General features: G+C 64.5%; 11 protein-coding genes. 8 read left to right on the forward strand and 3 right to left on the reverse strand.

The genetic code is table 11. From position 1 onward, the window contains the following. Nucleotides 1–23: 23 nt before the first annotated feature. The 3 genes from ABD116_RS07970 (at nucleotide 24) to ABD116_RS07980 (ending at nucleotide 2,361) form a co-directional block, all read left to right on the forward strand. Nucleotides 24–1,175 carry an epoxide hydrolase family protein gene (locus ABD116_RS07970; protein WP_343966450.1) on the forward strand — a complete coding sequence of 384 codons (1,152 nt, stop codon included), beginning with the start codon at nucleotides 24–26 and terminating at the stop codon, nucleotides 1,173–1,175. A 197-nt stretch (nucleotides 1,176–1,372) separates the two neighbouring features. Next, nucleotides 1,373–1,729 carry a hypothetical protein gene (locus ABD116_RS07975; protein WP_343966453.1) on the forward strand — a complete coding sequence of 119 codons (357 nt, stop codon included), beginning with the start codon at nucleotides 1,373–1,375 and terminating at the stop codon, nucleotides 1,727–1,729. Then, nucleotides 1,726–2,361, forward strand: a complete 636-nt coding sequence (locus ABD116_RS07980; protein ID WP_343966455.1) for a hypothetical protein — start codon at nucleotides 1,726–1,728, stop codon at nucleotides 2,359–2,361. The genes ABD116_RS07975 and ABD116_RS07980 overlap by 4 nt, the downstream gene beginning before the upstream one ends. 22 nt (nucleotides 2,362–2,383) lie before the next feature. On the opposite strand, the gene ABD116_RS07985 is transcribed toward ABD116_RS07980, so the two are convergent. Then, entirely contained in the window at nucleotides 2,384–2,731 is a 348-nt protein-coding gene (locus ABD116_RS07985) for a nucleotide pyrophosphohydrolase (protein ID WP_343966457.1), read from the reverse strand. Between the two features lie 147 nt (nucleotides 2,732–2,878). Here ABD116_RS07985 and ABD116_RS07990 point away from each other — a divergent pair, with 147 nt between their 5' ends. From ABD116_RS07990 to ABD116_RS08000, 3 genes are all read left to right on the forward strand, one after another. Then, entirely contained in the window at nucleotides 2,879–4,771 is a 1,893-nt protein-coding gene (locus tag ABD116_RS07990) for a DNA/RNA helicase domain-containing protein (RefSeq protein WP_343966459.1), read from the forward strand. Between the two features lie 86 nt (nucleotides 4,772–4,857). After that, the gene (locus ABD116_RS07995; RefSeq protein ID WP_343966461.1) at nucleotides 4,858–5,739 is read left to right on the forward strand and encodes an HNH endonuclease; all 882 of its coding nucleotides are present in this window, start codon (nucleotides 4,858–4,860) and stop codon (nucleotides 5,737–5,739) included. A gap of 1,352 nt (nucleotides 5,740–7,091) precedes the next feature. Beyond that, the gene (locus tag ABD116_RS08000) at nucleotides 7,092–8,771 is read left to right on the forward strand and encodes a M14 family metallopeptidase (RefSeq protein ID WP_343966463.1); all 1,680 of its coding nucleotides are present in this window, start codon (nucleotides 7,092–7,094) and stop codon (nucleotides 8,769–8,771) included. Nucleotides 8,772–8,870: 99 nt separating this feature from the next. Here ABD116_RS08000 and ABD116_RS08005 read toward each other — a convergent pair whose 3' ends face one another. Further along, nucleotides 8,871–9,620: a DinB family protein gene (locus ABD116_RS08005; protein ID WP_343966466.1), complete on the reverse strand. Its 750-nt coding sequence runs from the start codon at nucleotides 9,618–9,620 to the stop codon at nucleotides 8,871–8,873. Between the two features lie 145 nt (nucleotides 9,621–9,765). Between ABD116_RS08005 and ABD116_RS08010 the strand changes: the two genes are divergently transcribed. Together ABD116_RS08010 and ABD116_RS08015 are read left to right on the forward strand one after the other, a co-directional pair. After that, on the forward strand, nucleotides 9,766–10,740 hold the full coding sequence (locus ABD116_RS08010) for an aldo/keto reductase (RefSeq protein WP_343966468.1): 975 nt from the start codon (nucleotides 9,766–9,768) through the stop codon (nucleotides 10,738–10,740). 192 nt (nucleotides 10,741–10,932) lie between these two features. Continuing rightward, nucleotides 10,933–11,580 carry a hypothetical protein gene (locus ABD116_RS08015; protein ID WP_343966471.1) on the forward strand — a complete coding sequence of 216 codons (648 nt, stop codon included), beginning with the start codon at nucleotides 10,933–10,935 and terminating at the stop codon, nucleotides 11,578–11,580. An 11-nt stretch (nucleotides 11,581–11,591) separates the two neighbouring features. Here the strand turns inward: ABD116_RS08015 and ABD116_RS08020 are convergent, their stop codons facing one another. Further along, nucleotides 11,592–12,473 carry a LysR family transcriptional regulator gene (locus ABD116_RS08020; protein WP_343966472.1) on the reverse strand — a complete coding sequence of 294 codons (882 nt, stop codon included), beginning with the start codon at nucleotides 12,471–12,473 and terminating at the stop codon, nucleotides 11,592–11,594. Between the last annotated feature and the right edge of the window lie 51 nt (nucleotides 12,474–12,524).

Below are 12,524 nucleotides of genomic sequence, written 5' to 3' on the forward strand. Positions count from 1 at the left end.
TATATGGCTTCTACGGTAAAGCCATGAACAACAACGGCAGCACCTCCGCAGACATCCGCTCCTTCCGCGTCGAGATCGCCCAGGCCGACCTGGACGACCTGAACACCCGCCTCGCCAACACCCGCCTCCCCGAGCCGGCCCCCGGTGACGACTGGGAGCTCGGTACTCCGAATAGCTACCTCCGCGAGATGGTCGACCACTGGCAGACCGGGTTCGACTGGCGGGCGCAGGAGGCCCGGATGAACGAGTACCCGCACTACCTGACCGACATCGACGGCCAGACGGTCCACTTCATCCACGTACCGTCCGCCGAGGCCGACGCCACCCCGCTGCTGCTGATCCACTCGTACCCGGGTTCCTTCATCGACTTCCTCGACATGATCGGCCCGCTCACCGACCCGGTGGCCCACGGCGGCCAGGCCTCCGACGCCTTCTCGGTCGTCATCCCGTCGATCCCCGGCTTCGGATTCAGTACTCCCCTGGTCGACCGCGGCTGGACGATGGCCCGCGTCGCCCGCACCTTCGACACCCTGATGCGCCGCCTCGGCTACTCGGAGTACGGCTCCCACGGCAGCGACGCCGGCGCCATGATCTCCCGCGAACTAGGCCTCCTGAACCCCGACGGCTTCCTGGGCCTGCACGTCCTCCAACTCTTCTCCTTCCCCTCCGGCGACCCCGCCGAGTTCGAGAAGTTCACCCCCGAGGACTACGCCGCCCTCGAACACCTCCAGTGGTTCCAGTCCGTCGGCGGCTACAACGCCATCAACTCCACCCGCCCCCAAACCGTTGCCGTAGGCATCTCCGACTCCCCCGTCGGCCAACTCGCCTGGAACGAGCTCTTCAACTCCTTCGGCAACGGCACCAGCCTCGTCACCCAGGACCAGATCCTCACCGAGGTCTCCCTCTACTGGTTCACCAACACCAGCGCCACCGCCGGCCGCTACCACTACGAAGAAGCCCACTCAGGCGCCGAGCCCACCATCAACACCGCCCCCACCGGGGTCGCCGTCTTCGCCGACGACTTCAAAACAATCCGCCCCCTGGCAGACCGCGACAACTCCAACATCATCCACTGGACCAACTTCAAAGAAGGCGGCCACTACGCCTCCCTAGAACGCCCCACCGACCTAACCACCGACCTCCGCACCTTCTTCGCATCCCTCCGCACCAACTAGCCACCCCAAACCGGCCGGCCCCGCATCCCGCGGAGGTCCGGCCGGTTGGCATGTCCACGAACCCCACCGCCGAGGCTCGACCAACACGAAGTGCTCCGCGAGAGCATGGCTGACAACTGGTACGCCTGTGGATAACTCCATCGCCCTCGGCCGGCCGCCGCCTATTCTGTTGGGACGCTCGCCCCGGAAGGACGACCATGAACGCCGAAACGCCATACCTGCTACCCGACGGCGAGTCCGCCTGGGTGATCGAGACCTCCGTTGCCGCAACCCACCTCGGCGACATGCTGAGCCGCTTCCGCGCAGGCGAGAGTGAGCCGATGATCTTCGGCGACGCCGGCCAGCCGGAAGGCGTCGTCATCTCGTGGGACGACTGGCGACGGCTGATGGCCCTGGCCGCCGATGAGGAAGGCTTCGACCATATCTATCAGACAGCCCGAGAGCGACTCGCCGACAAGAACGCAGGTCCGTCCATTCCCTTCGAAGACGTCGCTGCCGAACTCGGCATTGATCTCAACGAGGACGCGGACCAGGCGGACAAGCCGAAGTCGTGAGTACGCAGTACCGGCTGATCATCCGGCCGGAACTCAGACAGCATCTCTTCGCCCTGCAGCAGGCCGCGAGGAGCCAGCCGGGCGGCCTGCGCGACCGTGAGTTCCGCGCCGCCATCGACGGCCTCAAAGCATTGGCCGACGGACGCGAAGAAGACTTCAACGGCCGTCGCCTCGGCTACTCACCTCAGCACCACGACCTCCGCGACTGCGCAGAACTCAAGGTGCCAGTCATCTCCGAGTCCCGTGGCGACCGCGAACTGGGCCCGTCCCACCGCCTGATCTACCGCGAATTCGAAGCCGAGGACGGGGGTCTCCCCTACCGTGAAGCAGTTTGCTTCGCCCCACGTCGAGACGACCGCCCCTTCACCACCGCCGCGGCGATCCTCAACCGCAAACTGGGCGTCCGAGTCCAAGAGTTCAGCTCCATCCCCGACCGCCGCCCAACCACTGGCCCGCATACCCGACAAGAGCCGGCAGGTCCTGTCCGCCAACCGCTTCCGCCGGACCTCCGCAAAGCCCTGGCGGCAGCCTCCGACGTGGCTCCCGCCCGAGGCGCCGCCACCGCGCAACCCCTGACGCCGCGCCCACCGACTACCCACCGCCGCGACGACCCGCCCACTCGCGAGCGCTAGCCGGACCTCGCGGAATTCAAGCTCACGCCTTCTCAGGCGCCTCGCCTCGGAAGTCCGCAGCCGGGAATCGCTCCGCCGAGTTCTCGAGCTTCTTCATGGCGGCCTCCGCCAGGTCTATGTCCAGAACATCAGCCAGGCGAACGAGGTAAGCCAGTACATCAGCCATCTCCTCGCCAGCTCGCCGCCGCAGCGGGTCGGTCCCGGCAAGCTGCACAGCCTCGTCCGCCGGCAGCCACTGGAACAGCTCGGCGAGCTCACCCACCTCACCGACCAAGGCCAGGATCAGCGACTTCGGGTCGTGGAACTTCGCCCAGTCGCGTTCGTCGGTGAAGGCCCGCATCCGGTCGCGCAACTCAATCAAATCTGACACGCCGCGAGCATGACACGCCTCCCGCCGTGTACTCCCACTGGATAGAGTCGGTGGCGCGGCCCGACAGGCTTCCGCCGAGCGTCAGCGTTCACAGGACACGCCTCCACCCGCACGACATCGCTTCGTGCTGCCTGGAGACCTTCACCCGTGACGCTGTTTCGCCACTCTGCCCTCGGTATCGCCGACCTGACGACGGACGGAACCCTGGCCACGAGGATCGCCGAACAGATGAAGTTCCACACCGGCCGACGCGCCGCTCCGGCAGAACTCCGATCCTGGGAGCGCAGTCTCCCGGTCCTCGCGCAAGACCTCATCGACGCAGGGCTGGGCAATATCGAGGTACTCGTCGAGCACCACCTCCCGCTGACCTCGAAGCGAGCAGACGTCGTACTCGCGGGACGCCACCCGACGACCGGCAACTCGTCGTACGTGGTCATCGAGTTGAAGCAATGGAGCAAGGCCGCCGCCTGGCAAGACGACCGCGAGCTGGTCCTCATCGATGGCTACCCCAACTCGCCTCGGCTCCACCCCGTCGCACAGGTTCGCGGGTACTGCGATTACCTCGCCGACTTCACCAGATCCCTCGACGGCCAGACAGATGCCGTCGCCGGCGCGGCCTACCTCCACAACGCGACCGCCGAATCCGCGGTACACGATCTGTACGAATATCCCCAGGACCAACGCGGCCGACTCTTCATCGGCGCGCGCCGCTCCGAGTTCACCGACTTCCTCCGCGATCGCCTCGACCCCTCCGTCCCCGGCAGCCCGTACGCCGACCAGCTGATCGGCTCAGCCGTCGCTCCATCGAAGCAACTGCTCGCGGTCGCCGCCGACGAAGTACAGCGTCGCGAGCAGTTCGTACTCCTGGCAGAGCAGAAGCTCGCCCACTCGATGGTCCTCCACGAGGTCGAACGCATTCGGCGAGCCGACCAGAAGTCGATCATCATCGTCACCGGCGGACCCGGCAGCGGCAAGAGCGTGATCGCGCTGTCGCTGTTCGGCGAACTCTCCCGCCGCGGCCGAACCGTCCTGCACGCCACCGGCTCGCGCTCGTTCACCCAGACCCTTCGCAAGGTCGCCGGCGCACGGCAGCCACGTGTACAGAAGATGTTCAAGTACTTCAACCAGTTCATGGATGCCGAAGCCAACGAACTCGACGTCCTCATCCTCGACGAAGCCCATCGCATCCGCGAGACCTCGGTCGACAGATACACGCCCGCCCAGTTCCGCACCGGACGCCCCCAGATCGAAGAACTCGTGGCGGCTGCCCGCGTGCCCGTCTTCTTCCTGGACGAGAACCAGGTCGTCAAGCCCGGCGAACTCGGAACGGTCGCAGACATCCAGCGGTACGCCGCCTCGGTCGGCCTCCCGCCTCCGATGCATATCAGCCTCGACGGCCAGTTCCGCTGCGGCGGCAGCGAGGAGTACGTCCAGTGGGTCATGCATCTTCTCGAACTCACCGACGGCGGCCCGATCCCATGGACGGGAGACCCATCATTCGAGGTACAGGTTGCTGACACTCCAGAAGCGCTGGAAGCAACCCTCAAAGCCAAGGCGGCCGAGGGCTATGGCGCCCGCATCGCAGCCGGCTATTGCTGGCCGTGGAGCGATCCAAGACCCGACAAAACCCTCGTCTCCGACGTCCAGATCGGTGACTGGTCGCGCCCCTGGAACGTCAAGGGCGACCGCAAAGTAGGCGAAGCGCCGCCCGCCGCCCTCTGGGCCTCCGAGCCGAACGGTTTCGGCCAGGTCGGCTGCGTCTACACCGCGCAAGGCTTCGAGTACGACTGGAGCGGCGTCATCCTCGGCCCCGACCTCGTCTGGCGCAACGGCCGCTTCACGACAATCCGTGACGCCAACAAAGACCCGGCCTTCCGGAACCGCAAAACCACCGACGACCCCACCTTCGACCGCCTGGTCCGCAACACCTACAAGGTCCTCCTCACCCGAGGAATGGTCGGCACCATCCTCTACTCCCCCGACCCAGAAACCCGAGACGCCCTCCACCAACTAACAACCGGCGATCTTCACTCCGCCTGACCACACCAAGAAGCAGCGGCCCGACAGGCTTCCACCCAGGACATGCCTCCACCCGCAGCGATCTCATCGCTGAAGGGGCATGTCCAATGTCTGGCTGGATCATCAACGTCGAAGGCACGCGACCCCACAACTGGGACATCGCCAAAGAACACTCCGTCTGGGCGACCACCAGGAACCACGCCATCGCGGCCGGCGACGACGTCTTCTTCTGGAAGACCGGAGGTGGAGGTCTGATCGCTCACGCGATCGCCGCAGAGGACGCGAGGCCCGTCACGGAACCAGAAGGTGTCCCATGGCCCGACCATGCCGATCGGCACTACGTCAGCCGCTTCGACCTCGAGCGAATCTCCGAACCGCCGACGGCGGCCACACAGTCGTGGTCGGAAATGCAGGTTGTTGCTGAGTTCACCGGTCTGGCCAATCGCGGCGTCACCCGCCTCGACAATACCCAAGGCATCGACCGCCTACGCAACCTCGTCCTCGGGGTCGGAATGTCACACATCCCACCCGCTTTGGCGACCCAGGTCGAGGCTGAGCGCGAAGCCCTCGCTTCGGACGTCGACGCACGCCGCTTCATGCAACGATCAGTCGCCGTACGCCGTGGCCAACCGCAGTTCCGCGCAGAGCTGATCAGGCTCTACGACGGCCGCTGCTGCATCAGCGGCTGCGAGGCCACGCCAGCTCTCGAGGCCGCCCACATCACGCCGTACAGGGGCGACCACACCAACACCCCAGGCAACGGCCTCCTCCTACGCGCCGACCTACACACCCTCTTCGACCTCTTCGAACTAACCGTCGACGCCTCGTCCCACCGCGTCCAGCTCTCAACCGCCCTCAAGAACAGCCAGTACCGCGAGTTCGACCAGGTCCGAATCACCCCACCGAACAAACGAACCGCCGCACCCGCCCCCGACGCCCTCAAATCCCACAACACCAACTTCAACCGAGCCCACGGATCCACCCGCTAGCTCACCTTCCAGCCAAGTAAAGCCTGACCACATGACGGCACTCCCAATCCTGCGGTGGTAGCCGTGCTACTCAGGTGGTTCTTTCCACCAACGATCTTGAAGGACTGAGCGCTTACCATTCCGTTCCAACCTCATATGGCGCGCCTCCGGCATAGACGTTCATCGATGCGGCTGACACTCCGAACCGCTCGAGCAGTTTGCCTATCTCCGTACGGATATCGCGGTAGCTGTCCAGCCCAAAGACGCCAGAGCTCAATGCTCGACGTCGACCTTGTGGAATCGTAGGTCGGCGTTGAGCTGGCGCCGAAGATTCCCGTTCGGCCAGGAACCAACTCGACCCGCGCGCCCGATCCCTGGGCGAAATCCACACCTTCAGATATCTTGCCGACAGGGCGCCACCTTCAGATCGGGAGCCGTCAGCAGCACTGACCTCGACGCCGTAGGTGGGCTCATCTGGTCGAACGGAGTACGTTGACCGCAATCATGGGCAGGTCCGCTGCGAACTGCTGCTGTGGGGAGCAGATGCTGTCGGCCATCTGCCACGCTGTTAGATCGCAACGCCAGGAGGCACACATGGCACGTCTTCGCTCACTCGAGCCCGGAACGCAGGCGGTTAGGGTTCATCCGACGGAGGTCGATTGCTTCTACCAAGCACTCACCGACCAGTCCGGCCAGAAATATCTACATCTCACTACGTTCGGTTCCGATGAGAGACAATCGACTCCGAAGAGCAGCCAGTCGCTGCAACTAGATGAGGCGGCCGCCCGGCAACTGATCCAGATCATGCGAGACACTTTCGGCCTCTAGACAATCCACAAGCCGCCGCACCCCACAAGCCGTTGTGGGTCGTACCAGCCTGTAAGGCGCTTGTGGGCTGCATCGTCTGATTCGGCTACGAAGATGGGTCGTCTATGTGGATGTGGTGGCCGGCGTGCTGGGCGTGTTTGTGGATGGCGGATAGGTCGGTTGCTAGGGAGTGTTGGTGGTGTTGCCAGTGGGTGTCTAGGGACGCTGGAGTGGCGGTGCCAGGGGCGGCGAGCGAGGTTAGGGATCACCAGGTGCCGGGACGGCAGGCGATGACAGCGGCGGGGCTGTTGAGGGGCGGTGTATTTCGTCTGTGGCTTCGCCTATTGAGCGGAGTTTTGTGTTGGGTGGGGTTTCGCTTTCTCCTATGCCCGCGTGGACGTAGGTCAGGCAAGCCGTTGGAGTGTGCAGGGCAGTGATGACTGCTTGGTGGTTGCTATGGAGGTCAGGTATGAGGTCGGCGGCGTTGGCTGGCGGCTGCGCGGTAGCGCCTGGCGAGCACGAGTGGGCGGGCGGTTCTGGCCTGGGTTTGGGATAGCGTCCGGGGCGTGGAACTCAATCGGTTTTTGCGTTATGAGGAACTCGCGGAGGCACTCGCTGAGCTGGCTCGGCAGTATCCCGAACTGGTGACTGTGGAGTCGTACGGGACTTCGTTCGAGGGGCGGGCGTTGCTGTTGGCAACGGTTACTGATGTGAGTACGGGGGCGCATGACAGTAAGCCTGCGCATTGGGTGGATGCGAATATTCATGCCACGGAGGTGACCTCTGGGGTGGCGGCGCTGAGTTTGTTGCAGCATCTTGTGACGGCGGGTGAGCGGGCGGATGAGGTTGCGGTTGAGGCGTTGAGGACTCGGACGTTTTATGTGGCGCCGCGGGTTAATCCTGATGGGGTCGAGGCTGCGTTGGCGGACTCCCCCACTTATCGGCGTAGCAGTATGCGGCCTTGGCCTTATCGGGATGCGCATCAGTGGCCGGGGCTGGTTGAGCATGATGTTGATGGGGATGGGCGTGTTCTGACGATGCGCATCGCCGATGCCAATGGTGGGTGGGTCGCGCATGAGGATGATGCGCGGGTGATGGTGCCGGTGCCGGCGGATGGCGTCGTACCGGCTGGGGTTCAGCGCTACAGGTTGCTTGCTGAGGGCACCATTCGGGACTTTGATGGGTTTACTGTTCCCACGCCGCGGCCGCCGCAGGGGCTGGATATGAATCGCAACTTTCCGGCGGGATGGGGCACCGGGGTGTTGGGGTCCGGGGATCATCCGTTGAGTGAGCCGGAGATTGACTCGCTGATCCGGGCGATCGTCGCGCGGCCTAATATCTGTGGGTACAACGCGTATCACACGTCGGGTGGGGTGTTGCTCCGGCCGTCCAGTACCCAGGCTGATTCGGCACTCCCGTCGACGGATGTGTGGACGTGGAAGGAGTTGGGGCGCCGAGGTACGGAGCTCACTGGATATCCGGTGCACTCGGTGTTCGAGGACTTCACTTGGGACAAGACCGAGACTATGAGCGGTGCGTCTGATGACTGGGCGTACGAGCATCTTGGCGTGTTCTCTTGGACGACCGAGTTCTGGGATGCTGTGCACGCGGCTACTGGGAAGCGCAGCTCGACTGATATTTGGTACGTCGGGTTGTCGCCTGCTGAGGAGTTGGCGATCGCTAAGTGGAGTGATGCGCACGGCGAGTACTACCTGCCTTGGCGGCCTTTCGAACATCCGCAGCTCGGGCCGGTTGAGATCGGTGGTGCGGACTGGTTCCGGCTGCTGTCCAATCCGCCAAGGGCGTTGTTGGCGGCTGAGGTTGCTCCGCATGCGGACTTTGCCGTGCACCAGGCGTTGGCTGCGCCTTGCATCGAGATCTTGCGCGCCGAGGCGACCTCGCTTGGCGACGATCTGTGGCGCGTAGACGTCGGCATCGCTAACACTGGTTGGCTGCCTACACAGATCAGTGCGCGTGCTGCTCGGGAGAAGCTGGTACTTCCGTTGACGGCTGAGTTGAGGCTGCCCGACGGCGCGTCGATCGAACGCGGTCCGAACCGGGTCACGTTGGGACAGCTCAGCGGGCGCAGCGCGTTGCGGCTCGACGGCGGGGCGCGAAACGACGGCACGGCCGATCGCGTGCTGACGTCGTGGATCGTCCGTGCCGCTTCGATCGAGGGTCTGGTCGCGATCGCGAGTCATCCACGGGCGGGAACCAAGCAACGCGCCGTGATCACCGCGCAGTGAACGGGAGGGCGGCGCTCTAATCGCCGGGGTGCTAGCGGGAGCAGCGTGCTCTGATCGCCGCGCAGTGCGGACGAGCTGGCGGGTCCAGCGGTTGCGGTACTAGGCCTCGAGTACGGCGAGGTCGCGTACTGCGTAGCGGTGGTGTTCGGCTTCTTCTTTCAGTACCACCTTCAGGCAGCGGCGTACGACGTACTCGGTGTCGGGGTACGGGTCGGCCGGCTTGCGGGTGCAGACTCGGTCGAGCTCTGAGTCGGTGAGGGCGTCGACGGCCTGGCGCATCTTGGCCATGCGGGCTCGGCGTGGGGCTAGTACCTCGTCGAGGGTTGGGGTGGCGTCGAGGGTTAGGCCGAGCTTGGCCGATTCGTCGGCGGGCATTCCGCCGGCGGGGAAGCCAAGGGGGTGGTACGGGGAGGCTTCCTCTAGTACGCAGTTGCCTAGCCAGGCGTCTGCAGCGAAGAGTAGGTGGCGGTGGGTTTCTACGAAGGACCATTCGCCGGCTACCTGCTCGTGGAGCTTTTCCTCCGGTAGGAGTTTGGCTCGGGTGAGGGTTGCCTCCCACATGGTCTCGATGGCGTCCCAGGCGGTTCTGTAGTCGTCGGGGGTTTGGGCCTCGCGGGCTAGAGCGCGGGTTGGGTGTAGGCGGTCGAGTTCGGATTCGACGTAGGCGGTGACGTCGACGTCGTTGACGAGTAGGCGCTTGAAGTCGCCGCCTAGGGAGATGTCGGCGCCGTAGCAGTCGACGATCTTCAGGTTGGTGACCTCGCAGTCGCGGATTTCGAGGCCCGCCAGGTCGCTCAGGTGGATGCGGGCGCCACGGAACTGGTCGGTCTCGACATACTCAGCAGCCATCGCAGCAGTCTGTCGCAAGCGTCCGGTCGGCGCCAGGTTGGCCGGCGTCAGCGGTACGGCGTACCGGGGACTCAGAAGATCGAGTGATCGAACTGAGTGGATTCTTCTGTTGGAAATCTGGGGCTGGGCGAGGGAGGTTGGGGAGATGGAATTCACTCAGCTTGGGCGTACGGGGTTGTCGGTCAGTCGGATCGTGTTGGGGACGATGAACTTTGGGCCCCATACGAGCGTGGAGGACTCGCACGCGATCATGAGTGCGGCTCATGAGGCCGGGATCAACTTCTTCGACACTGCCAACGGGTATGGGCGGGCGATCTACCCGGGGCGGACGGAGGAGATTGTTGGTGAATGGTTCGCTAAGGATCCCGCCAACAGGCACAAGACGGTGCTGGCCACGAAGGTCTATGGGGACATGGGCGATGGGTGGCCTAACGAGGGGAAGCTGTCTGCGCTGAACATTCGGCGGGCGCTGGATGCTTCGCTGAAGCGGTTGCAGACGGACTACATCGATCTGTACCAGTTCCACCACGTCGACCGGGCCACTCCGTGGGAGGAGATTTGGCAGGCGATGGAGGTGGCGGTGCAGCAGGGGAAGATCCTGTACGCCGGTAGCAGCAACTTCGCCGGATGGCATATCGCTCAGGCACAGGCTGAGGCTGCTAAGCGCAACTACACCGGGCTGGTCAGCGAGCAGTCGATCTACAACCTGATCGTGCGGGATGTGGAGCGCGAGGTGCTGCCGGCGGCGCAGGAGTTCGGGCTGGGCGTGATTCCGTGGTCGCCGTTGCAGGGTGGGTTGCTGGGCGGCGTACTGAAGAAGGACGTCGACGGCGTACGCCGACTTGAAGGGCGCGCGAAGGAGGCCGTGGAGAAGATGCGGCCGCAGATCGAACAGTACGAGGCGTTCGCGGACGAACTCGGCCATGCCCCAGGCGACATCGCCTTGGCCTGGCTCCTCCACCAGCCCGCTGTAACCGGCCCGATCGTCGGCCCGCGCACGATGGACCAGCTCGAGTCGGCCATCCGCGCCGTAGACCTCAAACTCGACGACAAGGCCCTAGCCCAACTCGACGAAATCTTCCCGGGCTACAAGACCGCCCCCGAGGACTACGCCTGGTAGACAGCCGCTTCATAGACCAGCACGCAGCCAGAGTCATTCATCTCCCGTACGGCGCCAAGCGTCGTACGGGAGATGTGGTTCTGGGCGTATGGTCGATCGCCTAGACAATGCGGCGTGTGAGCGATCCGGGGTGATGTCTCGATGAGGATTCGCGACGAGGTTCTTCAGGTTCTTGGCGGGCATCCTGATGGCATGACCGATGCGCAGCTCGCGGAAGCACTCGGCAAGCTGCACCAGCAGATCAACAGTCGTTGCCGCCAACTGGCAGCCGGGGGCGTGATTGTGAGGGACTCGGCCAGCGGCACGATCGTCAACCGACTTGTTCAACCTGAAGGAAATGCGCAGAGCCCGACGAATCCACCTGCTCCGGTGGTACGGGAGGTTGTCGTCTCAACCGGTCGTACGTGGCCCGACGAGGCTGCGGTCCAAGGCGCATTGGTCGGCTGGCTCGCCCGGGAGGGCTGGCGCATCACGCGAGTCGCCGACACCGAGACCATGGAGCGGGGTACGGACGTCATCGCGGATCGCGACGGCGTACGCCTGCAGGTCGAGGTGAAGGGGTATCCCGGTACGACGTACGCCCGTGGCCCCAAGGCCGGGCAGCCCAAGCCGACGCCCCCGACGCTGCAGGCCTCGCATTGGCTCGCAAATGCATTGCTCAAGGCGATGCGGATGAGAGGCGCTGATGATGGTGCACGCGTCGTCATCGCATTGCCCGACTACCCCCGCTACCGCTCCATTCTGACGGAGATCGATCGGATCCTCGCGGGTGCTGGAATCGAAGCCTGGCTGCTGGATGAGCGCGGCGAACCCGTCAGCCAATACGGGCCGCTGGCCTAGGGAACGAACACTCAGATGTTGCTGGTGGGGAGCATGCCGATTAGGGCGTCTGCGGCTAGGGAGGCTGCTGAGCCGGTGGGGATGGCTACTGAGACTTGCCAGGAGTCGGCTGAGTTGGGGGTTAGGGGGACGGTGATGTGGTCGCCTCGTTTGGCGGCTATGCGTTCTGGGACCAGGGCTACGCCTAGGTTGTGGCTGACTAGGGCTAGCAGGGTGTGGACGTCGTTTACTTCGATGGTTACGGGGTGGCTTACGCCGGCTGCGGAGAAGGCGTGGTCGGCGATGGCTCGGGCGCCCCAGCTGGGGTCGAAGTCTACGAAGGATTCGCCGGCTAGGTCTTGGAGGCTGACCGTGGGGGCGGAGGCTAGGCGGTGTTCGGCTGAGCAGACCATGACCATGTCTTCGGTGGAGAGGGGGCGGAGGTCCAGGCCGTCGATGGGGTGTCCGGCGGTGGCTACGAAGGCTACGTCCAGGCGGCCTGAGGCTAGTTCTTCGAGCATGGGGGTGGAGCCGCCTTGGCGGACTTCGATTTCGACTGCTGGGTAGGCGGAGCGGAACTTGGCCAGGAGGGCGGGGACGTCTACTACGCCCAGGCATTGCTCTAGTCCGACAGTTAGGTGGCCGCGGAGTAGACCCTGTACTGCGGCTACCGCGTCCTTTGCTGCCTCGGCGGCTGCCAGGGTGCGGCGGCCTTCGCAGAGGAGGGCCCGGCCGGCCTCGGTGAGTTCGACGCTGCGGGTGTTGCGGACGAAGAGGGAGGCGTGGAGTTCCCGTTCGAGGGCGCGGATCGAGGCGGACAGGCCGGACTGCGAGATCGACATCGCCTCCGCGGCCCGCGTGAAGTGCTTCTGCTCGGCGACGGCGACGAAGTGCTCGAGATGCCTCAGCTCCATGACTCAGAAGTATAGGTGATTGGTTCCGGTGGATTCTTCGGCGGCAGATGT

Source organism: Kribbella koreensis (genome assembly GCF_039525325.1).
GTDB classification, from domain to species: domain Bacteria; phylum Actinomycetota; class Actinomycetes; order Propionibacteriales; family Kribbellaceae; genus Kribbella; species Kribbella koreensis.

Coding starts and splice junctions, on each gene's coding strand:
- ABD116_RS07970 (WP_343966450.1), top strand. CDS start 24: ATGAACAACAACGGCAGCACCTCCGCAGACATCCGCTCCTTCCGCGTC.
- ABD116_RS07975 (WP_343966453.1), top strand. CDS start 1,373: ATGAACGCCGAAACGCCATACCTGCTACCCGACGGCGAGTCCGCCTGG.
- ABD116_RS07995 (WP_343966461.1), top strand. CDS start 4,858: ATGTCTGGCTGGATCATCAACGTCGAAGGCACGCGACCCCACAACTGG.
- ABD116_RS08005 (WP_343966466.1), bottom strand. CDS start 9,620: ATGGCTGCTGAGTATGTCGAGACCGACCAGTTCCGTGGCGCCCGCATC.
- ABD116_RS08010 (WP_343966468.1), top strand. CDS start 9,766: ATGGAATTCACTCAGCTTGGGCGTACGGGGTTGTCGGTCAGTCGGATC.
- ABD116_RS08015 (WP_343966471.1), top strand. CDS start 10,933: ATGACCGATGCGCAGCTCGCGGAAGCACTCGGCAAGCTGCACCAGCAG.
- ABD116_RS08020 (WP_343966472.1), bottom strand. CDS start 12,473: ATGGAGCTGAGGCATCTCGAGCACTTCGTCGCCGTCGCCGAGCAGAAG.